Annotated in this window: 20 protein-coding genes, 1 rRNA gene and 2 pseudogenes; 9 read left to right on the top strand and 14 right to left on the bottom strand. The window is 48.6% G+C overall.

The window, feature by feature from the left end; genetic code table 11:
* From DFP97_RS24505 to DFP97_RS24480, 6 genes are all read right to left on the bottom strand, one after another.
* Positions 1-185: ribosomal RNA gene (locus DFP97_RS24505) — 16S ribosomal RNA — on the bottom strand; the annotation flags it as partial.
* Positions 186-804: 619 nt separating this feature from the next.
* Positions 805-1,899 (bottom strand): GerAB/ArcD/ProY family transporter, encoded by a 1,095-nt coding sequence (locus tag DFP97_RS24500; protein ID WP_181873668.1) that lies wholly within the window; start codon positions 1,897-1,899, stop codon positions 805-807.
* A gap of 29 nt (positions 1,900-1,928) precedes the next feature.
* The gene (locus DFP97_RS24495; protein WP_114383258.1) at positions 1,929-2,177 is read right to left on the bottom strand and encodes a hypothetical protein; all 249 of its coding nucleotides are present in this window, start codon (positions 2,175-2,177) and stop codon (positions 1,929-1,931) included.
* Positions 2,178-2,235: 58 nt separating this feature from the next.
* A complete protein-coding gene (locus DFP97_RS24490; RefSeq protein WP_114383256.1) occupies positions 2,236-3,402 on the bottom strand; it encodes a Ger(x)C family spore germination protein in 1,167 nt (388 codons plus the stop codon).
* 43 nt (positions 3,403-3,445) lie between these two features.
* The gene (locus DFP97_RS24485) at positions 3,446-5,017 is read right to left on the bottom strand and encodes a spore germination protein (protein ID WP_245976580.1); all 1,572 of its coding nucleotides are present in this window, start codon (positions 5,015-5,017) and stop codon (positions 3,446-3,448) included.
* A gap of 145 nt (positions 5,018-5,162) precedes the next feature.
* Positions 5,163-6,821, bottom strand: coding sequence for a GMC oxidoreductase (locus tag DFP97_RS24480; RefSeq protein ID WP_114383255.1), 1,659 nt, complete (start codon positions 6,819-6,821; stop codon positions 5,163-5,165).
* A gap of 140 nt (positions 6,822-6,961) precedes the next feature.
* On the opposite strand from DFP97_RS24480, the pseudogene DFP97_RS31755 reads away from it, so the two are divergent.
* Positions 6,962-7,714 (top strand): annotated as a pseudogene (locus DFP97_RS31755) (ThuA domain-containing protein); the annotation flags it as partial.
* Positions 7,703-8,821, top strand: coding sequence for an aldose epimerase family protein (locus DFP97_RS31750; RefSeq protein ID WP_281271011.1), 1,119 nt, complete (start codon positions 7,703-7,705; stop codon positions 8,819-8,821). The pseudogene DFP97_RS31755 and the gene DFP97_RS31750, both read left to right, overlap by 12 nt.
* Before the next feature lie 102 nt (positions 8,822-8,923).
* Here DFP97_RS31750 and DFP97_RS24465 read toward each other — a convergent pair whose 3' ends face one another.
* The 3 genes from DFP97_RS24465 to DFP97_RS24455 form a co-directional block, all read right to left on the bottom strand.
* Entirely contained in the window at positions 8,924-9,310 is a 387-nt protein-coding gene (locus DFP97_RS24465) for a YmaF family protein (protein ID WP_114383253.1), read from the bottom strand.
* 167 nt (positions 9,311-9,477) lie between these two features.
* On the bottom strand, positions 9,478-10,797 hold the full coding sequence (locus tag DFP97_RS24460) for a dicarboxylate/amino acid:cation symporter (protein ID WP_114383252.1): 1,320 nt from the start codon (positions 10,795-10,797) through the stop codon (positions 9,478-9,480).
* Positions 10,798-10,907: 110 nt separating this feature from the next.
* Positions 10,908-11,948 (bottom strand): DctP family TRAP transporter solute-binding subunit, encoded by a 1,041-nt coding sequence (locus DFP97_RS24455; RefSeq protein ID WP_114383250.1) that lies wholly within the window; start codon positions 11,946-11,948, stop codon positions 10,908-10,910.
* Positions 11,949-12,035: 87 nt separating this feature from the next.
* On the opposite strand from DFP97_RS24455, the gene DFP97_RS24450 reads away from it, so the two are divergent.
* From DFP97_RS24450 to DFP97_RS24420, 7 genes are all read left to right on the top strand, one after another.
* Complete coding sequence (locus DFP97_RS24450; RefSeq protein ID WP_114383249.1) at positions 12,036-13,637, top strand: ATP-binding protein; 1,602 nt, start codon at positions 12,036-12,038, stop codon at positions 13,635-13,637.
* Positions 13,624-14,367 carry a response regulator gene (locus DFP97_RS24445; RefSeq protein WP_114383247.1) on the top strand — a complete coding sequence of 248 codons (744 nt, stop codon included), beginning with the start codon at positions 13,624-13,626 and terminating at the stop codon, positions 14,365-14,367. Before DFP97_RS24450 ends, DFP97_RS24445 begins: the two co-directional genes overlap by 14 nt.
* Before the next feature lie 109 nt (positions 14,368-14,476).
* Positions 14,477-15,928: an NAD-dependent malic enzyme gene (locus DFP97_RS24440; protein WP_114383246.1), complete on the top strand. Its 1,452-nt coding sequence runs from the start codon at positions 14,477-14,479 to the stop codon at positions 15,926-15,928.
* Positions 15,929-16,124: 196 nt separating this feature from the next.
* Complete coding sequence (locus tag DFP97_RS24435; RefSeq protein ID WP_425453558.1) at positions 16,125-17,804, top strand: GMC oxidoreductase; 1,680 nt, start codon at positions 16,125-16,127, stop codon at positions 17,802-17,804.
* 204 nt (positions 17,805-18,008) lie between these two features.
* Positions 18,009-19,595: a spore germination protein gene (locus DFP97_RS24430; RefSeq protein ID WP_114383271.1), complete on the top strand. Its 1,587-nt coding sequence runs from the start codon at positions 18,009-18,011 to the stop codon at positions 19,593-19,595.
* Between the two features lie 37 nt (positions 19,596-19,632).
* Positions 19,633-20,808: a Ger(x)C family spore germination protein gene (locus DFP97_RS24425; protein ID WP_114383244.1), complete on the top strand. Its 1,176-nt coding sequence runs from the start codon at positions 19,633-19,635 to the stop codon at positions 20,806-20,808.
* Entirely contained in the window at positions 20,808-21,038 is a 231-nt protein-coding gene (locus DFP97_RS24420) for a hypothetical protein (RefSeq protein ID WP_114383243.1), read from the top strand. The genes DFP97_RS24425 and DFP97_RS24420 overlap by 1 nt, the downstream gene beginning before the upstream one ends.
* Here the strand turns inward: DFP97_RS24420 and DFP97_RS24415 are convergent.
* The 5 genes and pseudogenes from DFP97_RS24415 to DFP97_RS24395 form a co-directional block, all read right to left on the bottom strand.
* A complete protein-coding gene (locus tag DFP97_RS24415; protein WP_181873667.1) occupies positions 21,027-22,124 on the bottom strand; it encodes a GerAB/ArcD/ProY family transporter in 1,098 nt (365 codons plus the stop codon). The two genes, DFP97_RS24420 and DFP97_RS24415, sit on opposite strands and share 12 nt — an antisense overlap.
* A 126-nt stretch (positions 22,125-22,250) precedes the next feature.
* The gene (locus DFP97_RS24410; RefSeq protein ID WP_114383240.1) at positions 22,251-23,147 is read right to left on the bottom strand and encodes an SDR family oxidoreductase; all 897 of its coding nucleotides are present in this window, start codon (positions 23,145-23,147) and stop codon (positions 22,251-22,253) included.
* Between the two features lie 89 nt (positions 23,148-23,236).
* Positions 23,237-23,542, bottom strand: a pseudogene (locus tag DFP97_RS24405) (Rrf2 family transcriptional regulator); the annotation flags it as partial.
* A gap of 125 nt (positions 23,543-23,667) precedes the next feature.
* Positions 23,668-24,711: a FecCD family ABC transporter permease gene (locus DFP97_RS24400; RefSeq protein WP_114383237.1), complete on the bottom strand. Its 1,044-nt coding sequence runs from the start codon at positions 24,709-24,711 to the stop codon at positions 23,668-23,670.
* Positions 24,708-25,721, bottom strand: coding sequence for a FecCD family ABC transporter permease (locus DFP97_RS24395; RefSeq protein WP_114383236.1), 1,014 nt, complete (start codon positions 25,719-25,721; stop codon positions 24,708-24,710). Before DFP97_RS24395 ends, DFP97_RS24400 begins: the two co-directional genes overlap by 4 nt.
* Between the last annotated feature and the right edge of the window lie 69 nt (positions 25,722-25,790).

Below are 25,790 nucleotides of genomic sequence, written 5' to 3'. Positions count from 1 at the left end.
ACCAAGCTGTGTATCCGGTATTAGCATTCGTTTCCGAATGTTATCCCAGTCTTACGGGCAGGTTACCTACGTGTTACTCACCCGTCCGCCGCTAACCTTATCCCGAAGGATAAGATCCGCTCGACTTGCATGTATTAGGCACGCCGCCAGCGTTCGTCCTGAGCCAGGATCAAACTCTCCAAATGGAAGTTTTCGCATCGACGCGATGTCGTTGAGAAAAGCTTCATGTGTTTGATTGCTCATTACTTTTTATCGCTTGTTCCGCTCATCCGTTAGGATTTGCGGGGCAGTTTTTACTCGTTGTTCAGTTTTCAAAGAACAATCTTTTCTTTCGTTCTTTTGTTTCGTTGTCCGTACCGTTTAGCGGCCGGAATAATAATATACCATGTTAATGCCCACAAGGTCAAGCTTTTATTCAAACTTTTTTTAAATTCTTTTTTTGCACTGATTGTGACTTCGTAAAAACAGTGAGTATCAGTATATACGGAGTTCAAGAAATATTAAGGTCTTTAGGTTTTGGCGTTGTCTTTGCAAGTTATGGTGAACTGGATGCACAGCAGATTTCACCGGGAATTGTAGAGCTTGTATTGGGAAAGTTATTTTAATGAAGCACATGCCGGGCAGCTCACTGTATGCAGATGATGAACCGGAGTTCATTAATCGGTACTCAGCCTATTCCTCACTATATATGAAGGAAGTCATTTAGCTAATTCTTTAAACATACAAGAATAGCCACTCCTGGTATACCGGGGCAGCACTAATTATAAACTTTAAAAATATCTGCAAATCAATTTTAGATTTAGGTCAGCTTGACGGTTTTCTGAACAAAGCGATGACAGTAATCAACAGCAGCGGCAAAGCATACGCAAGAGCGTCCCATAGCGGGTGTACGATCGAAACGATTTCCACCCACTGCATATCCGAGCTAAAGCCGACAAGCGTATTAAGAAAAGCGATAAGCGCAATCGGCATGACAATCGTCCGATAATCCTTCAGCTTAAACAAGTGAGTCAAATACAGGCTGAGCACATAAAGCGTAATCGTTGTTTTCATATAGGAACCGGCAATAAGCGACATGCCAATGACCGACTCTATCCTTGTTATGATTTCCTGAACGTCGACCGTTCGGGCAAGCTCATACAGCGAATACTTTTTTATCCCGGCGAGCGGTCCGAAAAGCATAATCGTGCAGATGGTGGAAATACACAAGGTAACAATATTAAAGAACAGGGATGTGAACATAATACGGTTTAATTTTCCGGTTAAATTTTTGCGAACGAATGGAAAAAGCATCGCGAACAGAAAGACCTCTGCATAAGGAAAGCCGAACGAGAAAAAAGCGCCGTTCAGTATCGGCTTTATACCGTGCGACATAAAAGGCTTAAGAAATCCCGGGTTATAATTCTCCATTCCCAGCAGCAAAACGGATGAGACAAAAATAACGACCATCACCATAATTATCGTAAACATTCTGGCCATGACCTCCAGCCCGGCGCGCACGCTCAAGGCAGCTACCATATAAACCAAAGAAGTGAAAGCATAAACCGGCGTTTCCCTAAGCATTGAGCTTCTCATAAACAGGCCGATATCCAGAACGATCGCCGTAAGCATGTGCAGCATAAACGACAACGGAAGCACGGAAATGATAATGGTCGGCCAAGCTCCGATCAGCTTGCGGCTGTATTCCACATAGCTCAAATCCGGATACCGCTGGTGCAAGAAGAGCATACAGCTGAGCAGAACCATACCGATGCCACCCGAGATTAAAAGCGACAGCCATGCGCCGTTTTCCGCTTTGCCGATTAGCGGGGCAGGGATGTTGATGATGGAAGATCCAGTCATAAAGACGAAAAAAAGCACGCCCATTTGCCTGGGACTAACCGTTTCCTGTTTATTCACGCTTATCACCTCCGCAGCTGCGAAAAAAATCATTTTTTGGGCACTGTCAACCATTTATCGATAACACGGGCCGTATCGGTAAATAGGAGATCAACCACCTCGTAGTGCCCTGGAAAATCCGCCATCAGCGCGTAGTCAACGGCGAGGTACAGCGAGGCAAGTATAAGGATTACATAGACGGCCTTCTCCTTCTTATTCGATACACTTTTCAAGTGAGACCTGTCGTACAGAAGAATCGAGCCGTATACTAGCAACAGGATAATTATGCGTTCTAACACATCGATCCCTCCTGGAACATATGGCAGTGGAAAAACTCACTGAATGAACATTCTCTATTTATTTCTTTTCCCCGGACACTGCCGGTTTGCCGATTACCGTCCCGGTCGTTAGGATCTTTACTTTGACTTGAATATCAAAAGGGAGTTCCGCAAACTGCTTGTCCCACGTATCTTTCATTTTTTCCCATTTCTTAGGATTTGAACTGGCGATTTTATTTCCAATCTCAATGACATCCATTTTATTTTTCTGAAGTATACTAATTGTCTCTAACATTTGTTTCTTTATCTGTTCTTCTACTTTATGAGTGAATTCGGCTTCATCTTTTCTTGTTTTGATTTCCGTACATCTCATTTCCCCGATTGCCGCATCCACCTTGGTCTTGACCTGTACCTTTACTTTATCTCCTACCAGCTTTGGCTTCATTTTTGTGCCTAAGTTAAGAACTTCAACCGACTCCGTCTCGAGTTTCTTGCCTGGACAAGGGACTTCGACAACTCCGGATTTGAACTCATTTCGAAGCATAATCAGACCCTCTACTTTTTTGGAAGGCAGGATGCTCTTCATTTTCCCTTTCTTGAGTAGGGCGAGACCGGCTGCGTTTAACACATTCTTTTCTTTCTTGTCTTCATAAACGTAAGTAATGGCCGTATCGCCATGCGGGCTGTTCATCATCAGCGCCAATTTAAGCAGAGTGGTGTCCATCGACTTAGCGGCATTTTTGTATGCTACCACTTTGGTTAATAAAAGCTGCTGACCTATCGTTTGCTCAATAGCCGGCGTATTTTCCAATATTTTATCCGCACGCCCTTTCGCAATCATGATGGATATCGTGTGCCTCGGCTCATGATCACGGTAAAAAAGGTCGATCAGCCTGCCGACATCGGTTGCCCTGGCAAGCTTCTCTCCAATTACTATTATTCGCATATGGCTAAATTTGGCTTTTCTTCCCAGATGAATAGGAATGTCGCGGACTGCTTCAAATATGGAATCATCCTTCGTCTTGATCAAAAGGTTCGCGGTTTGGCCCGGCGATCCTCCGCCTCCGCCTTTTTCTCCAGCAGTCGGACGGTACATTTGTGTTGTTAATTCGAGCTCTCCGCCTTTTCCCTGATCTATCGCGAGTGCCATCACAAAACCGGATTCATCCAACTCCTCTTTGTTCCAGCAGCCTGGAAGCATCAGAAGAATTGCCGACAAGAAAATAAGAATCATGCATTTTTTCATCTTCTCTCATTCTTTCCGCATTTAATTTGTCAGAAGTCAGAAGTTACTTCTCTGCCTTTGGTATATGCTTGCGTGGTGACCGAAGCAAGGTTTTCAAAGGAACCCTCATGGCTACGTCCCGCAGTTCATTAATCCGTAATGGAGCGAGCGGTGCCAAATAAGGTTGTCCAAGTGTGCGAAGCTTGCAAAGATGAAGCAAAATGAGCAGAAAGACAATCATGATCCCGAAGCCTCCCATGAACGTCGCGGACAACATGAGCGGGAACCTTAATATCCGCAAAGCAATAGCGATGCTGTATTGGGGAATCGCAAACGAAGCGATACCCGTCAACGCGACGATGATGACCATGATCGGAGACGCAATGCCTGCGTTGATTGCCGCTTCACCAACGACGAGCGCCCCAACGATGCTGACGGCGGAACCGATCGGCTTAGGCAGCCGAACTCCCGCTTCCCGCAGCAGCTCGAAGAAAAACTCCATAACAAGCGCTTCGAAGAAAGCAGGCAGCGGTATTCCTTCCCGCGTATCGATGATCTTAAGCAGCAGAACCGTAGGAATTAGCTCGGGATGGAAGGTCGATAAAGCAATATAGATACTCGGCAGCGTTAACGCCAATACAAAAGCGGCCATTCGAAGCCAACGGATCATAGTTGAATAAACCGTTCTTTGATAATAATCTTCGCTGGATTGGAAAAATTCCGTAAACAAGCCCGGGCATAATAAAATGCTTCCCGTGCCCTGCACAAGAACCGCGATCTTGCCATCCAGCATGGCGGCTGCCGCCACATCCGGACGTTCCGTATACCGGTGCTGGGGAAAAGGCGACCAGGTGGAATCCTCGATCAATTGTTCAATGTAGGAGGTCTCCAATATTTCAACCTGACTGATTTGTTTTACTCTATTTTCGAATTCCTTCAGCAGTTCCGGATCAACAGCGCCATCAATATACCCATATACGACTTGGGTATTTGTTTCTCCGCCCCCGGTGAGCGATTCAATTTTGAATTTCGGGGTGTTTAGACGCATGCGGAGAAGGCCGATATTTTTTTTTAAGTTTTCAACGGTACTCTCACGAGGCCCCTGAACAACCGATTCATTAGAAGGTTCAGTGATCTGCCTCGACTCAACCTTCATCGATTTATAAACTAAAGCCTTGTTCCACTGATTAAAAAAAATGACGATATTGCCGTAAATAATTTGTTCTACGGCATGATTAAAATCATCAAGAACATCCGCTTTTTTCTGGGAAACCCCGTGATGCTCGAAGAACGTGATGACATCCTGAGGCAGAATCATCGTACCGGGACCGACCTCATGCGTGACGAGATCCTGAAGGGAAGCCTTCATATAATTGACAACTTCACCTTGCATGAGCGTTTCATAATAGACGGAACATGCACTATGCTGCAATTCAGGACCATAAGCCCAATGCCTGAAAATAATGTCAGAGCTTCTTGCAAATATCTGTTCAAGCTGACGGAGATTATCATCTAGTTGAACCGAAATCGGCTGCTTCGGTTTATCGGCCGAGTTCTTTTCGTTCTTCCGGGACGTTCCGCCTGAATGCGATCCTTCGCCTCCCTGAGATGAAACGCCCGACATATCGTCACTCATCGAATATCACCCTATTTCGCTTTCCAAGTTCGATTTGGTGTTAGTATGGATGATTTCGACAAAATCTATGCAGTTTTTCCCATTAACAATCGCCATCAATCTCTCCCCTTGGATTCATAGAGAATACAAAGGATTGTAAATCAGATCATGGCAGCTGCCCGATGATATAATCCGCCGTCCGAATCGCCAGAGCAGCGGTTGACAACGTCGGATTGGAGGCACCAGTCGAAGGAAGGACGCTGTTATCCGCCACATAAAGCCCTTCTACGCCGTGAATTTGCCCGTACCGATTCGTAGCCGATGTAAGCGGATCATCGCCCATCCTGCATGTGCCAAACTCATGGTTGTCCGCTCCGGGCGGCATCAAACAAATGGCGAGGGCGCCGTTTATTGTGGCCAGGCGCAGCTGCATCGCTGCCGAAGCCTGCTGGATATAGGTATACATCTGATAAAGAATAGCCTCGTCCTTCTCACTATACGAGAAGTCGACTTGCAATTCCGGCATTCCATATTCATCAACCCGCTTCGGATCAATATAAACCCTGTTTTCGTATCGTGATTCCACCTTGCCGGAAGCGCCGAAAAAGCTGATTTTCCACTCATCCTTAATCGGCTTCTTATCGTAATGGTAGTTAAAATATTGTTCCGGACCTTGAAGCTGCAGCCGGTAAGGGCGATTCTCAAGCTCGGGTACGACAATGCCGAGCGCGCCTAACGGTTCAGGGAAACCTTGCGTACTCAGGCTGGCCGTTGCGACCAAATACGAATGGTTGGTAAGATAGCGGCCGATCGCTCTTCCTGCAATACCCGAATTAAGCAATATACGTGGGGTTTGCAGGGCGCTTGCCGATAAAATGACGGTTTTCGCTTTGATCACATAAGATTTCTTATCGGGGGTCATCACCCGGACACCGGCTGCCTTTCCCCCTTCCGTAATCACTTCTGCGGCATAGGTGTTAACGGCCAAATCAAACGGACGTACGCTTAATGCTCGAGCCAGCAAAAGAATGGTACTGAAAAAAACGTTGGAATGCAGTCTCCCGAACCGAGTCTGGTCAAGATCAGCGGCTATGGGGATATCGTCCGCATTGTAAAAACCGTTTTCCCGGAGCCGCTTCAGCAAAATCTGCGTTATCGACGAATCCTTCGTATACGTATTCGTTACACTCATGACTTCTTCGGCAATATTGTAATACAGCTCCATTTCCTCAATAGAAACTGGCCAGTCCGCTATTTCGAAATTTGGGATACGGGGGCTGACAGCTCCCCATAATATCGTTCTTCCGCCTACCGCGTAGACCAGCTTCATTCCGGGATACTGCGGGAGTCTATGTCCGATCATATCGGTTATTTCAGGTGGAGCGTACACCCTAAAGTTGTTTCCATTAATTGTAGCTATATTTGCGACATGGGTTGGCAGGAAGAGGGGGCCTCTCTCCACGATCCCGATCCGTTTACCATTGTTTCCCCACTGCTCGCACAATCGCCATAGAGCTGCCCCTCCCCCCGCGCCTGAGCCGACGATAAGCACATCGTATTCGTTCTCGGCCATCTTTTCCGCGTCGGTAAGCGGAATCCAATCAGGAATAAATTCGGTCTCCGGTACCGGCGGGCAAAAAGGGGCAACGACCCTATTTTCGGTTATGGGAACGAATTGGGTGTCCAGGTTCACACGTTGCTCCCCGATATCCATATAGGGATTGGTAATGTGAGGATTCATCGACATCAACTGATCTAATTCAAGCCGAAATTGATGGGATATTTTAAAGAGAGTATCACCTTGTCCGGCAACATAGATCCTCATACGCATCACTTCCTTTTATGAAAATATATGCTGCCACAACCTGTATAAATGACGTAACTCTATATGTTACGGCCTTTGTATGTTGTTTTTTAAAGGGGAGACACATATATATCCATATCAAGAAGGGGGGAATTTATGCAATGAAAATCAAAATCGGTAGCGGCCCGTTGTTTGAGATGAAAACGATAAATGTAACCATATGGAATGAATTTATACATGAGAGAACGGAACCGATAGTAGCAGGCATATATCCAAAGGGAATTCATGCCGCCATTGCCGAAGGAATTGGACCGTACGGCTTCCGAATCCGGATCGCAACATTTGATCAGCCGGAGCACGGGTTATCGCATGAGGTGCTGAACCGGACGGACGTGTTGATTTGGTGGGGACATTTGGTTCATGAACAGGTATCCGATGAGATCGTCGATAGAATCTACGCAAGGGTACTGCAAGGCATGGGGCTCATCGTCCTGCATTCCGGGCACCGGTCGAAAATATTTCAGAAATTGATGGGGACGACCTGCGATCTGAAATGGAGATCCGATGCCGAACGGGAAAGATTGTGGGTGGTCGACCCCTCCCACCCGATTACCGAAGGAATCGGCGAATACTTCGAGCTGCAGACAGAGGAAATGTACGGTGAGTTTTTTGACATACCCGCTCCTGAAGAGCTCATATTTATCAGCTGGTTCCAAGGCGGGGAAGTATTCCGCAGCGGGTGTGCGTATCAACGGGGACTCGGAAAAATTTTTTACTTCCGGCCAGGAGACCAGGTGTATCCTACATACTATAACCAAAATGTATTGCGGGTTATAGCAAATGCGGTCCGCTGGGCTGCAAGCCCTCACGGGGCGGCTCCGGTATACGGAAATACGGCGCCTCTGGAGAAAATAATCAGGGAAGAACCACCCCCGCCCATTCAAGTAAAAGCTTCCGGAAGTATTACTAAGCAGTACTTTGGCCAAACTCCTGACGGTGAGTTCATTTATCTCTACACGTTAACTAATAAAAACGGCATGCAATCCTCCATTATGACATACGGCGGGATTATGATGACTCTCAAGGTGCCTGATCGAAACGGCGTTGTTGAGGATGTCCTTCTTGGCTATCCCACGCTGGAGGAATATTTGAGAACCGGCAATAAGCCCTACTTCGGAGCTATAATCGGACGCTATGCGAATCGTATCGCAAATGGCCGGTTCACGCTTGACGGCGTAACCTACCAGCTGTCCGTAAATGAAGGCCCAAACACGCTGCACGGAGGCAAGCGCGGATTTAATAAGCGGGTCTGGGAAGGGGAGGAAGTCTATACGGAAGACGGGGTCGGACTCGTTCTAAGCTATTTGAGTAAAGACGGCGAGGAAGGATTTCCGGGGAATCTTGCGGTAAAAGTGGTGTACTCTCTTACGGACAATAATGAACTCCGAATCGATTACATGGCCACGACCGACACGAAGACCGTATTGAACCTCTCCCAGCATAATTACTATAACCTGGCCGGCGCAGGCAGCGGGGATATTCTTGGACATATCGTGACGATTCACTCCGATTGGTTTACTCCGGTCAAGCCGGACCTTATTCCAACAGGGGAAGTGCAAAGCGTCGCAAACACGCCGCTGGACTTCCTTAAGCCGATGACGATCGGTTCCCGGATTCAATCGGACTACCAGCAGATGCGGTTTGCGGGAGGTTATGATTTCAATTATGTGCTGCCTCAAAAAGGGAGCGCCATCCGTTTCGCCGCAAGCGTATACGAACCTGAATCGGGCCGGTTGATGGAGGTATACACGACGCAGCCTGCCATCCAGTTTTATACAGGAAATAATCTTGATGGAAGTATTATCGGCAAAGAAGGAAAGGTATACCGTCAATATGGCGGTCTAAGTCTGGAGACGCAGCATTATCCGGATTCGCCAAATCATCCCCATTTTCCGAGTACGGAGCTGCTGCCAGGCCAAACTTACAGGCATACTGCCATATTTAAGTTTTCCGCTGTTTAGACGTAACGTCAGCGGCACAAGCATGCCAGTTCAGTGAAGGGGCTGTCTCAAAAGGTCTAACAACCTGAGAGACAGCCCTTTTCGCTTTGTCCGCTATCAATATCAACAATCCAATGCGTCGCCTGTTTTTCCGCTATATTCATGAGTATGAGGGATCGCCCCGCTTACAGTCGTACAGCCTTCAAAACAATGGAAGTGACCGCCTCCCCTTAGCGGAATGGCAGGGCCTGTAACGCCTTTTATGAGATGCCTGTGTTCGTTATCCACCGACGTAAAGGTACAGTAACGATGAACATGCTGGACGCCGGAAGGCGCCGGTTCCGTCTTGCTTGCATAACGGTGATCGTGGCCGACGTCAAAGGACGTAACACCCTTGAACTCATGGACATGAATCGGAATGCCATTCCAGCTTGTTAGATAGAGGATATGAGAATGCTCAGAATCCGAATCATTGTTATTTACGACAAAGCCCGTAACAGGTATTTCCATAATATGATCAGCTCCTTATTCATTGTGACCATATTAATATATGACTTTAAATGATAGAACGCTTTAAGGCAAAAGCGGAATTCGGCCGTGCAAACAAAAGAAAAACACTGGTCCGCTTCCCGGTTCGCCAGTGTCATCCCTCTAATATATTCTATTTAATTGCTGCATTATCCGAGATTAGTAGTTGTCTTAGCAAGGCTCCCTGCTGTTCCTGTTGACGAAAGCTCGCTGTAATCCACCGTTTCATCCGCTTCCTGAACTCTCCCTGGATGGAACTCGTTTTCCATTTTGGCTACGACGACAGTAGCGACGCCGTTGCCGATCAGGTTCGTAATCGCACGGGCTTCCGACATGAAGCGGTCGACACCCAGCAGCAAAGCCATCCCTGCAACCGGAATACTCGGGAACGCCGCCAGTGTTGCCGCCAGCGTAATAAAGCCGGAGCCTGTTACGCCCGCCGCTCCCTTGGAGGTAAGCATAAGCACGCCAAGCAGCGTCAACTGCTGCCAGATTGTCATATCAACGCCGGAGGCTTGCGCCACGAACAACGCGGCCATGGACAAATAAATCGACGTGCCATCCAGATTGAAGGAATAGCCTGTAGGAATGACAAGACCCACAACCGACTTGGAACATCCGTATTTTTCCAGCTTATCCATCATCCGCGGCAGGGCGGATTCCGAAGAAGAGGTGCCAAGTACGAGCAAAATTTCTTCTTTGATGTAACGGATAAACTTAAAGATGCTGAAGCCGTAGGCACGGGCGATCGATCCCAACACTACGATGATAAAGAGCGCCATTGTAATATAAACCGAACCCATCAGCTTCCCGAGTGACAACAGCGAGCCGATTCCGAATTTGCCGATTGTGTAGGACATCGCGCCGAATGCTGCAATTGGAGATACCTTCATAATCATATTCACGATACCAAAGAAAGCATGTGTCAGTTTGTCGAATAAAGCGGTTACAGGCTTAGCCTTCTCACCCATTGCTGTTAAAGAAATTCCGAATAAAATCGCAAAGACCAGAATCGGCAGCAGCTCGCCTGCCGCCATCGCGCCTACGGCATTATCCGGAATAATGTTCAGCAGGAAGTCTGTAATGCCATGGCCGGGTTCTGCTGCAGCTTCAGTGTACTTAGAAATATCGCCGCTCGCAGAGCTGGCATCAATCCCCGCTCCCGGTTTGACCAGATTGACAACGACCAGACCGATCGCAAGCGCGACCGTTGTTACGATCTCAAAATACAGCAGCGCTTTACCGCCGATCCGGCCGACCTTCTTCATGTCGCCCATATTGGCAATGCCGTTCACGATTGTGAAAAAGACGATCGGCGCAATGACCATTTTGATCAACCTGATGAAAGCGTCACCAAGTATCTTCATTTGTTCTCCGTTTGCCGGGAAGAAGTGTCCGAACAGTATACCAAGAATAATAGCAATCACGACTTGTACGGTAAGATTTTTCAAATTCAGTTTAAATCGCATGAGAGCACCCTCGCTTTCTTTCGAATGAAAACGCTTTTATTTTGTGTGTGCCCTCATTGTAGAAGAGGAACCGCTTCCAAACAAGCATGCGGTCATATTGTTCGTTTTGGTTATTTTGGTCTCCCGATTTCGCTCATGAGCTCACTGCCGATGATCTGCTCATATTGATCGTAAAGCGGCTCCAGCTTGCGAATCCACTGTTGTCTCTCCTCTTCGGTGAGCTTATGAATCGAAAACCCGTCGATTCCCTCCAGCTCGCGAAGCTGCTTCTCATGCATCGCGGCGGTCTCTTGACTCAGCCATGCGGTCGTCTCCTCCAGTGCTTGCTGCAGAATCCTTTGTACATCCGGAGAAAGATCCTCCCAAAGCTTCTTGTTGAACAGTACCACATATCCCAAGTAGCCGTGGTTGCTGACCGTCATGTAATTCTGTACCTGATACAAACGCTTGGTTGCAATATTCGAAATCGTATTCTCCTGGCCATCCGCAGCCCCGTCCTTCAATATACCGTATGTCTCATTGAACGGAATTTTGACGGTCGATGCGCCAAGCGCTTGAAATTGGCTGACAAGCATCCGGCTCGGCTGGATGCGAAATGTCTGGTTGCGAAAATCGTCCGGTACCTGAAGCGGCTGCACGCTGCTCGTCATCTGTTTGAAACCGTTCGCCCAAAAGGCTGACCCTATTACCTTGTGAGCGTCCAACGTTCCGTATAAACGCTGCCCAACCTCACCCTGCAGCGCGGCGTTCACGGCCTGCTGATCCACGAAAGCAAACGGCAAATCCATCGCCAGCCACGCCGGATCGACCACGCTCATGTTCGAGAAGGAAGGCGCGATCATTTGAATGGCACCGCTCTGCAGCGCCGCGAATTCAGTATCTCCGGTATACAGCATTCCGTTGGGAAACACTTGGATTTCTACGCGATCATTGCTCAGATCCTTCACGAGCCTTGCAAAGTGGGCGGCAGCGAGGCCCTTGGGTGTATTTTCGGCAACGATATGGCTGAATTTGATCACAATACGATCCTTCAGACCCGCCTGCTCGTCATCTATCGGAAGCGATTCTGTAAAATGCGGCCGGAACCCGGTCATAAAAGCTGCAAGCATTCCCAGCACAATAAACAATCCAATGCCGATCCACGTCTTCACACTATACCTCCCTGTTGCTATTTTACGATCATTATTTCACAATAGAGTCAAATCGTAAACCGAAGCCCGGAAGGAGAGTAAGCGTCCTTGAACCAATTGCGCATTTATTGGAAAATCATTATTTTATCATTTGGACTGGTGCTCTTCTCCCTTCTGATCGGCGGTGTCGTCGTAATCGGCAGTGTAACCAGAATCAAGGAGGACGAGCTGCAGCAGCGTTTGATGATTACGGCTCGAACAGTCGCCAATCTGCCCAATATAAAGCAAAACATTGAACAGCCGGATGGTTCGCGTCATATTGCCCCGATCGTGGACAACATTCGGATTATAAACAACGTTGCCTATATCGTTGTACTTGATATGAATCGGACTAGGCTGTCCCACCCGCTCTCGGAACGGATCGGGGGGACCTTTACCGCGACCGACGCGGATGCGGCGTTTGCGGAGCATACGTATATATCCAAAGTAACGGGAGAGGCCGGCGTCGGACTGCGCGCCTTCGTGCCGGTCATGAACGAGCAGCATATGCAGATTGGCGTCGTCGTGGCAGGCGGACTGCTGCCCGGTCTTAAAGAACTTATTGCGGATGAGCGGCAATCGATCGCGCTTACCGCCCTGCTCTCTTTGTTGTTCGGCATTTTCGGCTCCGCGCTGCTGGCCCGTCATATCAAAAAACAAATGTACAATTTAGAGCCGCAGGAGATCGCCCGCATGTACCGGGAACGAAGCGCCGCATTTCAGGCCATGCACGAGGGTGTCATCGCCATCGACCGCAGCGAAACGATAACGATTTTCAACGAGCGGGCCAAACAAATTTTCGGCGTAGAGCAGGATGCGGTCGGCCGTTCGATACGGGACGTGCTGCCCGACACCCGGCTGCCTGAGGTGATGGAGCTTGAGCAGCCCGTGCTCAACCAAGAGCTGCGGATCGGCAAAGCGCTTATTTGGAGCAATCGGATTCCGATTCGCGAGCAGGGAACGACTGTTGGCGCCATCGCAATATTCCAGGACAGAACGGAAGTGGCGAGGATGGCCGAGGAGCTGACCGGGGTGCGTGAATTCGTCGATGCGCTTCGGGTTCAAAATCATGAGCACAGCAACAAGCTGCACACCATCGCGGGACTGCTCCAGCTGGACAAAAAAGATCAAGCCCTTCAATATGTATACGATATTTCAGAACAGCAGGAAGGAATTACACGGTTTATGCAGGAACATATTGCGGATGAAAGCTTGGCCGGGCTGCTGCTCGGCAAAATCAGCCGCGGTAAAGAGCTTGGCATACACGTCGAGATCGATCCGCACAGCGAACTGAAGCGGTTCCCTCCCCTGCTGGATCGCCACGATTTCGTTCTGCTGCTGGGCAATTTGATCGAGAATGCTTTTGACGCTTTGGCCGAAGCCGAACGAGAGCGCAAGGAAATCTATGTGAGCTTGGAGCAAAATGAACACCTGCTCTCAATCCTCGTAGAGGATAACGGCTGCGGAATGACAGAACCTATAAGAGCAAGAATGCTGGAGCACGGCTTCTCCACCAAGGAAAGCAAAAACCGCGGGATCGGGCTTTATTTGCTGCAAGGCATCGTTAGGAAAGGAAACGGCGAGCTGAGATGCGAATCGGAGCCCGGCCGGGGAACTTCAATGGAAATTTCATTTCCGATGACAGGGGGGCTGCAACATGAAAGCGAATGATAAACCGTTATTCAAGGTTGTATTAATCGAAGATGACCCGATGGTGCAAGAGGTTAACAAACTATTCATCGAGCAGGTGCAGGGCTTCCAGGTCGTCGGAATCGCAGGCAACGGAAATGACGGACTGCAGCTGATCCGGGAATTATCGCCAAACCTCGTTTTCCTCGATGTATTTATGCCTTCGCTGGACGGCATCGAAACGCTGCAGCGGCTGCGGACCATGGCGCTGCCGGTCGAGGTGGTCGCCGTCACCGCGGCTAAGGATGCGGAAACCATACGCACGATGCTTCGAAACGGCGCATTCGATTACATTATAAAGCCATTTAAGATGGAGCGGGTTAAGCAAACGTTAGAGCGCTACCGCTTACAGCATGAGGCTTGGACGGAAGCCCCGTCGGTGACGCAGGACGAATTGGATCGCTTGCTGCGTAACGGAAGCGCAGCGGCCGAAGCAGGCAAGGCGGCAGTCCTCAAAACGCAGGATGCCCACTCGAGCGGACAGGATGACCTGCCCAAAGGCTTGAACGCCGCCACGCTAAAGCAGGTGCTGCATGTCATGCGGCAGCACGACGCCGGATTATCGGCGGAGGAGGCTGCCGACGGGGTAGGAATTGCCCGCGTGACCGCCCGGCGTTATTTGGACTATCTCGAGAAGACGGGCCGCGTCAAGCTGGAAATCAATTACGGCGGCGTCGGCCGGCCCGTTAACCGATATGTGCTAAAGCCATGAACAAAACGATCAAAAGTAACAATATGGCCAAAAGCTTCCCACTCCACCATGTAAACGGTAACATGAAGGGCATTAAGATTAGATACCGTTTAACTGGAGTGTGGTCAATATGGCAATGCCGGCAGCTGCAAGCACCAACATCGTGCTTCGCTTGGAAATGGACAAGGACAGCACTACGTTCGGACGAATCGCTACTGCGATCGGCGCGGCGGGCGGCGATATCGTCGCCGTCGACGTAAGCGGAACGAGTAAGACAACGACGATTCGGGATCTTACCGTCAATATTTCCGAAACTCATCGCAAAGAGTTAATTGTAAGCGCATTAAATAAACTGCCTGGTGTGCACGTGCTTCAGGTGTCCGATCAGACGTTTCTCATGCATTTGGGCGGTAAAATCGAAGTAACGCCGAAGATGACAATCAAGACAAGGGACGATCTTTCGCGCGTCTATACACCTGGCGTTGCGAACGTCAGCATGGCCATCTATGAAGAACCCGGCCGTGCGCATACATTGACGATTAAACGCAATACGATTGCCGTCGTCTCGGACGGTACGGCGGTGCTCGGGCTCGGCAATATCGGTCCGCTTGCGGCCATGCCGGTCATGGAAGGAAAAGCAATGCTGTTCAAGCAGTTGGCAGGCGTCGATGCATTCCCGATTTGCCTGGATACGCAGGATACGGAAGAAATCATCGCTACGATCAAACGGATCGCACCGGCCTTCGGCGGCATAAATCTAGAAGACATCTCCTCACCGCGCTGCTTTGAAATCGAACGGCGGCTGATCGAGGAGCTCGACATTCCGGTTTTCCACGACGATCAACACGGAACAGCCGTTGTCCTGCTGGCAGGCATCTTAAATGCTGTGAAGCTGGCGGGAAAAAGGCTCCCGGACTGCAAAGTCGTTCTTAACGGCGTCGGTGCGGCCGGAATTGCCTGCACCAAGATTTTGCTTGCCGCAGGGGTCACCAACATTATTGGTGTCGATCGCGCCGGTGCGCTTGTGAGCGGCCGGGATTATGAGCACGATGCATGGAATTGGTATGCCGGACATACGAACCCGGAACGCGAGCAGGGCGTACTATCCGACGTCATTACGGGAGCCGATATCTTCATTGGCGTGTCGGCGCCCGGCGTCTTGAAGGCAGACGATATCCGCAAAATGGCGAAGGATCCGATCGTCTTTGCCATGGCTAACCCGACGCCGGAAATTGCTCCTGAGGAAGCCGAAGGGCTGGTGCGCGTGATGGCGACCGGACGGTCGGACTATCCGAATCAAATCAACAACGTGCTTTGCTTCCCGGGATTGTTCCGGGGTGTGCTGGACTGTCGCGCCTCACGCGTCACCGAGGAGATGAAGCTGGCTGCCGCCCATGCCATCGCATCGGTCGTTACCGAGGAAGAATTGAATGAATATTACATTATTCCAAGCGTATTCAATCCGCATGTCGCCGAGAAAGTGAAGGAAGCGGTCATCCAAGCCGCTTATGCTTCCGGCGTCGCTCGGAGACGGGAACGAGGAGTGCAGCAATCAGCAGTCAAAGTTCTAACACAAGCGTAAACGGCTTGCGCTACGCACGAACTTTATACTTTTTTATATTCTGATAGAAGCTGTCCCAAAGGTCATCGACCTGGGACAGCTTTTTTTCTACTATTAAGCAGGAACGGTATTGCCTGACATAAAAAAACTCCCTCCGGATTAAATATAAATAGGATGGATACGTTGAAATGCTATGCGTTCTTATATTTGGATGGGAGTGACTTCATTGAAAATATGGATATCTAATGAGAGTGACACACTCAGAACGATCGCGGATAAAAACCGTGTTTCTATTGAGGACCTCTTCATGCTCAATCCACATATTGCACATCCCGATCATGTGATCACCGGCCAGCCGGTATATCTTCCTTCCACAGCTGAACAGGATATGAGCATCAGTCCGAGCGCTATGGCGGGGAGTCCTCTTCCGACTTGCCAGGTCGTGCCGACAGAACCGCTTAATAACTGGATTCCCCTCACGCCTTTGGAACAGATGGCTCAAGAGGAATATGATGTGTTGATTATCGGTACCGGAGCCGGCGGAGGATCTGTCCTTTGGAGATTATGCGAACAATGGAAAAGGCAAGGGAAACGGATAGGCATCATTGATCGGGGAGACCAGTATATTCCGACGCAAGCACGTAACCTGTCGACGATGAACCAAGAACGCCTAGTTGCGTATTTTACTCACTTATCCAAGCCGCTGCCTGGTGCCGATCCGGAATATCCGGGAGCACGGCAGCTATTTGCGCTGGGAGGCAGAACGTTATTTTGGTATGCATTTTCACCCCGAATGCATGAGTGGGATTTAGCGAAATGGCCTGTACCGATTCATGAGATGGAAAGCTACTATGGGGTTGCCGAGGAAGTCATGCGTGTTACAAACTCCTTTGCAGAGGGCTCTTCTTTCACGGAAATATTACTGGAGCGGTTGTGGATGCGCGGCTATTCCAAAGCAGCGCCCCTTCCGGTCGCGGCCGATATTGTGCCTCATTCGTTCGGACAGATCCATACCGATATGTTCACGAGTTCTATTTCCCTGCTCGCCAGGGCGCTCAATCTGAGACCGTTCGATCTGGCGATCAACGCCCGTGCCGTGCAGATTATCCATGATAATAGGAAAGTCTTCGGTGTCAAGGTCATGTCTCCGGATAAAACCGCTTATACCCTGAGAGCCAAAACGGTAGTTTGCAGCGCAAGCACCTATGAAACGCCCCGCCTGCTGCTTTATTCGGGCATTCAAAACCCGGCGCTTGGGCACTATTTAACGAATCAAACCTTCGTGCAGGCAACAGGGATCATAAGCACGGCTGATTTCCCGATCCCTTTGGGGCCCTTGAACATCATGATACCGCAAACAATAGTAAATCCGTACTCCGTGCTAATGACAGGGCCGGAAGCTTTCTACTGGTATCCCGTTGCGGTAGAAAGGCCGTTAACGGACATAACGAATGTCAACTTCTATGGATATGGCAAGCTCGAATCCAGATACGAAAATCGGGTTACACTGAATCCAGACAAAATTGACGAATATGGCGTCCCGGAAATACAGGTGCATTTTAGCTTAAGTCAAACTGATTGGGACGTTGTTCGCATAATGTCGGGCGGGATAAGGCGCATTGCCGCGAATGCAGGCGTACGTCTAGTTTCCCAAAACGGAAGACCGCCCATTTGTCTAACCCCTCTCGGGGATTTGCATCATGATGCGGGCACGTGCCGGATTGGAGATGACCCTGCCACTTCGGTCGCTGACCAATACGGGCAGATCCATGGAATATCCGGTCTCTATGTCGCGGATAACAGTGCTTTGCCTGACACTGGAGCCGAAAATCAGACTTTGACAACCATTGCGCTCGCCATTCGAACGGCCGATCACATTGCCCGGAGACTTCGCTAAACTTCCATAATGACCAAGTTCGCCTCCCTATTCATGTCCAAAAAAGGGGTTTACTAAAAAACTTCCGATTGTAATTCATTTCACCATTTAATGAGGAGTAAACCCCTCCTATCAAAATCGATCTCTCAAAGAATACATTTTTCAAGAAATGGAATAATATACACACCCCATTGTCAGTCTGCAAGGAGGGCTACTACATTGAAAATGTTCAGGAAATGGACGGGCAGTAAACCACAAGTGATGAAAGAGCTTCCGTCTGTAGACGACGAGAGTGCCCAATTGACTTCAGATATCGGGCAAAATGAGCTGATTTTGAAACAGGTTTTCCAAAACTGTTCCGATATTATTTTCCGTAAGATCCATATTTCCGGGCATACGCAATGGCTAATCGTCTACCTTGAAAGCTTGGTCGACGATACGAATCTAGACGATCATGTACTCCGGCCATTAATGTCCGGCTATGCCTCTCATGACGATTCTGCACCTGATGAAATTGAAGGTGTGGATGATCGGGTTCTCCCCCTCGGAAAAATACAAAGAACATCAAAAGTTACTGACATTGTTCGTCATCTATTAATCGGTCAAGTAGCCATTTTGGCAGCAGAGGATACCCGGGCAATGACCGTTGCCGTTAACGGGAGAGTTCAACGAAACCCTGAGGAACCTCCTTCAGAACTCGTTCTTCGCGGCCCTAGAGACGGTTTTATTGAGAATATTTCAACGAATATGGGGCTGTTGCGGAGCAGAATCAAAACATCGCGATTGAAGATGGAGGCTTATACGGTTGGAGAGCTTACGCAAACTGAAGTGGTTATTGCATATGTGGATGGAATAGCTGACGATAATGTAATTGAGGAAGTTCGAAAGCGGGTAACCAGCATTCAGATTGACGGGGTACTCGAATCAGGTTATATCGAGCAATTTATTGAGGATCTACCACTCTCCCCTTTTCCACAAGTAAACAGCACAGAACGGCCGGATGTCATAGCTGCAGGACTATTGAAGGGGAAAATAGCCATACTCGTCGACACTACCCCCTTCGTGCTTCTTGTTCCTATGACATTCTGGACTGGTCTGCAGGCAAGTGAGGATCACTATAATCGTTCTATCTTCGCTACTTTTGTCCGGTGGATTCGTTTTCTTTTTATTTTCATTTCGATATTCGCGCCTTCCTTGTATGTTGCTGTCACGACCTTCCATCAGGAGATGATTCCAACCAACCTTATGCTTAGTATCGCAGCCGCCAGGGAGGCGGTTCCGTTCCCGGCCTTGATCGAAACGCTATTAATGGAAACTATGTTTGAAGCGCTTCGGGAAGCAGGGGTTCGAATGCCGAGACAGGTAGGACAAGCGGTAAGCATCGTAGGAGCTTTGGTAATCGGACAAGCGGCAGTGGAGGCGGGCATTATTTCGGCTCCGGTCGTCATTGTCGTAGCGACCACTGGTATTGCATCGTTTACCGTCCCACGATTTAATTTTGCAAATGGAATCCAATTATTGCGCTTCCCGATGATCCTTCTGGCGGGAACGCTGGGGTTATATGGAATAGTGCTCGGGTTTCTGGGTACCCTGTTACATGTCACTGCACTTCGCTCGTTTGGCACTCCCTATTTTACACCACTAGGCCCTCTTACGTATAAGAGCTTAAAGGATGTATTGATCAGCGCACCTATATGGGAGGAAGCTGAAGCTATGCGTTCTTCGACCGCAGGCACTAACAATTCGGCAAATGTCCGCCAAGGACAGCCATCCAATTCGAATCAAGGAAACCGGCCATCAGGGGGAAATTAGAACACTTGTCCATCAGCCCTAAGAAAGGAAGCATGGGATGAAGCCATTCATGTACATCGGCTTGCTTTTAATCGTATTGATCACAACCGGTTGCTGGGACCGTACCGAAATTAACGATATTGCATTCGTGATGGGAACAGCGATGGACTTAACGGATGACGGGAACATAATGGGCTCTGTTCAAATCGCAATTCCTCCCTCGGCACAAGGCGGTCCGGGAAAGTCACGCAAGCAAGAACAATATTTCATGATATCGGCAGTTGGCAAAAATTCCAGCGAAGTGATCCGAAATCTACAGGATAAATTATCCCGCAGATTATTTTATGCCCATCGCAGCGTTGTTTTTGTAGGGGAGCCGCTTGCCAGACATGGGATAAAAGATGTGCTGGATCACTTTAGCCGTGATCCGCGCACCAGACTGAGGACATTTATTATGGTTGCAAAGGGAAATGAGGGCAGAGAAATCTTAAAAATCCGTTATCCGTTTGAGCAGGTTCCTTCCGAAGCGGTCAGGGAAATGGAAGTCTCTAAAGCAGGACTCGGAGTTACGATACGGGATTTGTTTATAGCAGCAGCCAGTGAAGGAATTAACCCGGTCATGGGTGTCATAGAGGGGGCAGTTCCCTCCAAAGGAATGGAAGATAGCGCGAACAAAATATTTCGGCTGGCAGGAGCGGCGGTTTTTAAAGATTTTAAACTAGCCGGCTTCTTGAATAATAAGGAAACCCGAGGATTACTTTGGGTTCTGGACAAGATGAAAATCGGAAGAATTACCGCCACTATTCCCGGAGATAACGGGAATGTAGGTATGGTATTAACCGATTCCAAGCGTAAGATCACCGCAGATGTGCGGGGCAGCAGGATCAAAATTCATATCCTGCTGCAGGGGAATGGAAGTCTATATGAAAATAATACCAAGTTAGATATCGGTCAATCAGAGAACCTCAAGCTTGTGCAAGCTGCTTTGGAGAAATCAGTTGAAGCCGACGTCCAGGGTTTATTAACCAAAGCCCAAAAGAAATACAAAGTGGATGTTATAGGTTTTGGCCAAACCATATACCGGGATCAGCCTAAGCAGTGGAAATTGTTGAGAGAGAAGTGGGATCAACAGTTTCCGGAGGTAGATGTCTCCTTGACAGTAAAGATTACTATAAGAGACACAGGGATGGCAGGTCCTCCTCTATTGCTGGAAGAAAAGGAGATCAAGAAGTAATGATTGCTCAAATTGGCTTATATATTGTTTTTGTTACCGTGATGTCATTAGTTCGAATTCAGTCTTTATTGAGAAAGCAACAAAAAAAAGAAGCCGCCCTATACGGCGGCTTAATGACAGTATGCGCTGTGCTCGGCTCCCTCCTCCTGGCAGGAGTTGCGATACCAAGCCTGGTTGTCCCATACGAAATGATTTTTCAACCGATCGGGAAAATGATTCTAGGAAAGTGAATTATCCATACTCCTTCTTAGGGTATCGATGATGAGAAGCGACAATGGCAGCAGGCTTTGTGTAAAGAAAGCCAAAACCGGATAGGTAAGCGTAATCCAAGCTTGAAACTCGGCCGCGCTTTTGAAAATCCAAACCGATCCAATGATAGATAAAAGAGTTACCGGGGAGACGATTGCCCGGTAATTTTTGATGTTGAACATTTGGCTTACACTAAGACAAAACATATACAGCAGCACCGATACCTTCACGAAAATGCCCATAATCCATACCGAGACGGCGAGTGCCTCCATACGTTCCAAGGATCCGACAAGACCAATGTATTCAACGACTCTTAAAAACGAGAAGTTCAATCTGCCTGATATCGGTCCAAAGACCATAATTGCTACAAGATCAATGATCACGATAAGAACAATCATGCACAAAAGTGCAATGAACGAGACCTTGCGCGCTTTTTGCGGTTGATTCAAATAAGGAAGAAGCCATCCCATGAAAAAGAATTGGCTCATCCATGCGGAGGGGACGACCGCCCCTTTCAATACGGGCATTATTCCTTCTCCTAAAACAGGCTTCAGCTGCCCGGGGTCTGCATCCCCAATCGATAGAATAAAGAGAGGAATCAATAAAGCGATGATAATCGGCAGAAGAAACTCATTGCATCTTCCGATGACCTCAATTCCGGAGAATACAGCAAGGCCGGCTAAGATCAATATCGTAACGATCCCAACGAACGATGGCGTTCTAGGCAATAGAACCGTTCTAATAAACACGGCATGCTCGTTAACTGTACTAGAAATAAAGAAAAACAAATAATAAGAGAAATAAAACCCGAATATTTTCCCCAACCATTTTCCGGTGATTTTAGTGCTGTATTCCATTATCGTCAATCCTGGATAGCGGTTAGCAAGTGTCGTCATTACCCCAATGCTTATAATTCCTGTAATTGAAGCAGGGAATACCGACATCCAGGCATCTTGCTTGGCAAACGCAACCATCACGCCGGGAACGGATAAGATCAGCGTGGAGACTACAAAAGTAAATATTAAGAAGCCAAGCTGGTTTCCCGATATCTTTTCGGTGGCATTCATCTTTTTCTTGCCTTTCTTCGTGCAGAGTTGCCTTATTTTCCCCTCAAAGCCAACTTTTAAACAAAACAAAGAAGCGATCAGGGCTAAAATGACCCTTGATCGCTTCATTTTATAAAGCATTAATGATTACTCGGCACTCGCAAACAATTGTTTATTGTCGGTTAAAAATTGCTTAACGCTTGCCGGAGCGCTGCCTGTCAATTGTTGAACCGTCTGTGACGTTTGCGAATACTCACCTTTTGAGGAAGCTGTATCGAAAGAAACTAATACTTGTGCAAATCCGTTCGGAATACCGACGGATTCATAAATGCCAACCAATTGTGCCGCTTCTAGCGAAACGAATTGAATGCTCTTTCCTGTAATTTCACTGGCAATTTGTGCGATATCGCTGCCGGAAAGCGCTTCGGCGCCAGTCACGTCTACGATCTGTTTGTCCGTAGAAGAGGAAGCAAGCGCCGCCGCTGCGGTATTCGCGCAATCCTGACGGGTTACATATGCCGTTTTGCCGTCGCCGGCTGCCGTAGCATAGTGTCCTGTAGCAACTGCCTGCGGAAGCGATGGGAGCAAATTATCCGCGTATAGGTTGTTGCGAAGAATCGTATAAGACAAGCCGCTGTTCTTAATCATTTCTTCAGTAGCGTAATGGTCGCCCGCAATTAAGCATGCCGAGCCCGGTTCAGGGTTTGGAATCGATGTATATACGATATGCTTCACTCCAGCTTTCACCGAAGCCTGCACAGCATCCGTATGCTGCTTCATTCGTAAACCTGAGACGGCTATCGCATCCGTACTGACAAGCAGCAGACGCTGTGCACCGGCAAAAGCTTCCTCAAGCGTCTCCGGCTTGTCGAAATCGGCTTTGCGAACGGTAACGCCGCGGCCGGAAAGCTCCGAAAGCTTCTCAGGATTACGCGTTGTCGCAATAATTGGTCCATTATAATGCCGAAGTAACCATTCGACTGCCAGCCGGCCCAAATTTCCGCTTGCTCCTGTAACCAATAACGTTTCTTTTGTTGTTTTCATTTTAATTCCTCCTAAGTATAGTGGTACAACCAAAGTCCGAGAGTGATATAACCATATTGGTTACAACGCTATTGAAAAAAATAGCTCGCTTAGGAGCTTGTTTTTTCGTTTATAAGTTTATAAGCCAGCTGTTGTACAGTCACTTGAGCCAGTTCCCTTTCCATTGCCTCTTGTGCCGTTATCATCGCACCGCGTAAAGTAGCCTCGATGTTGGCGCCGACCGGACAGTTCGGATTCGGATGCTCGTGAAAGTTGAACAGCTCGTTATGATCCACGACATCCACCGCTCTATATACATCGAGCAGAGTAATTTCACTCGGATCCTTTCGCAATGATGCTCCTCCTACTCCAGCCCGAACGTTTACCAGACCCGCTTTTTTAAGCTGTCCGATTACCAGCAACGGAAAACCTCGAGCTAATTTTTCTCATTAGGTTCACCCTCTCGTTGTAATCATTATAGTTACAACGGTTTAAAAAGTCAAATGCCTTTGTAGTTACATTTTCAGAAAACCGCGTGGTGTTATGACCGGGAATTTCGGTTCCGATAGAGCAAATAAATGAAGAATGGCGCACCCACCCCTGCGGTAAACACGCCTACAGGAATGTCATAGGGAATAAAAGCCGTTCTTGCGATCAGATCCGCAACGACTACAATCAAGCCGCCGATTAATGCGGATACGGGCAGCACGCCTCCGAATGAAGGGCCGACCATTCTGCGGGTCATATGCGGTGCGATTAGGCCAATAAACGCGATCCCGCCGCCTACGGCGACTGCACTTCCGGCAAGCGCCACGCTAATCCACATCAATACAAATCGCTGGCGCTGTACGGCGCTGCCTACGCCCGCCGCAACATCATCGCCAAGCTGCAGAACATTTACGTTGCGCGCATTCACCATTGCGAGCGGTATAAAGAAAACCGTCCAGGGAAGCAGCGCCCAGACCATTTCCCAGCTTGTTCCATATACCGTTCCGGTTAACCATATGTATGCTTCGCTTGACGAATATATCGGACTTAAAACGAGCATTACTTTCGTTAACGATACCAGTAAAAAGTTCATACCGATTCCAATAAGCACAAGACGGATCGGCGTGACACCTTTCTTCCATGCCATTGAATAGATGATCATCGATGTGATCCCGGCCCCAACCATGGCTGCGACCGGAAGCCATTTGATGCTGACTTCTGAAAAATAGGTAATGAATGCAACCGCCGCGACGGACGCTCCACTCGTAATCCCTATAATATCCGGAGAAGCGAGAGGGTTACGAATCACGCCTTGCAGAATCGCTCCCGCCGCGGCAAGCGATGCTCCAACTAAAAAGGCGGCAATAATACGCGGCAATCTCAATGTATGGATTACAATGGTATGATCGTCGGTTCCTCTACCAAAGATCGTTTTCAGGACGTCAATCGGGCTAATGTTCATATCGCCCAAGCCCGTGCTAATGATAAGAACCGCTAAATTGGCCAGGATTAATGCGACCGTAATCAAGAACGTTTTTCTATGAAGGAATATCGAAACCGGCAGTTTGCCGGGACGAAGCGGAGAAAAATGCTTCATGATTTTTCGAGCCCCTTTCGTGCAACGTAGATGAAGAAGGGAATTCCGACGATCGCCGTCACGGCGCCGACTGGAAGCTCTTCAGGCATAACGATGAACCGGGCCGCAATATCGGAAAGAAGAAGTAGTATCGCTCCAAGTATGGCACTGTACGGTATAATCCAACGATAATCGGTACCGGCAAAAAAACGGGCAATATACGGGATGACCATTCCAATAAAACCGATCGGGCCCGCAATGGCAACCGAACATCCTGCAAGTATGCCGATAATCGCACCGGCTGCGATTTTCACCGCCAGCGTTCGCTGTCCGAGTCCTTTGGCAGCATCTTCCCCCATCGTTAATACATTGATATGCCTTGCGATAAGCAGTGCGGCGATCCAGCTGACAGCCATGAACGGCCAAACGGCGGACAGCATTTCCATCGTCCGTCCCGCAACAGAGCCTGTTAACCAGAACAGCACATCATTCAAGCCTTGCTCGTCAAGGACAAGCATGCCTTGTGTAAAGGAAGAAAATAATGCGCTCAATGCCGCACCCGCCAAAATGATTTTTAACGGCGTCAACCCGTCCCGGCCGACCGATCCAAGCAGGTAGGCAGCAGCCGCTCCGACCGCCGCCCCTAAAAAAGAAATCCACATTAATGACGACGTCGATGAGACGGACAACACGGTTATCGCAAAGACAATAAAAAATGATGCGCCGTAGTTGATGCCCAGCACATTCGGGTCCGCCAGTGGATTTCTTGTAATGGCCTGGATAAGTGCCCCGGCAATTGCCAGGCTTGCTCCGATTGCTGCCGCGATAAACGCTCTCGGCATACGGGAAGTTTTGATGATAATTTGATTGTTCGAGCTTTCATCGTAATGGGTAAACGATTGAACGACGTCGCTGAACCCGACCTTTGTCGCTCCTAGAGCGATACTTGAGTAAATACAAACAATCAGCAGGAGGGCACCGATAACAATCCCCAGACTTTTGGCTGTAGCCCCCGGTAAAACGTTCCCCATTTACCTCTCTCCAGTCTCAATACGCATAAAAGAATGAGCGCAATCACTCATTCTTTTATGCCGCTTATG

It is taken from the genome of Paenibacillus prosopidis (assembly GCF_003337375.1).
GTDB lineage: Bacteria > Bacillota > Bacilli > Paenibacillales > Paenibacillaceae > Pristimantibacillus > Pristimantibacillus prosopidis.
The sequence above is the reverse complement of the archived record's forward strand: the minus strand, read 5'-3'. Positions and strand labels throughout refer to the sequence as shown.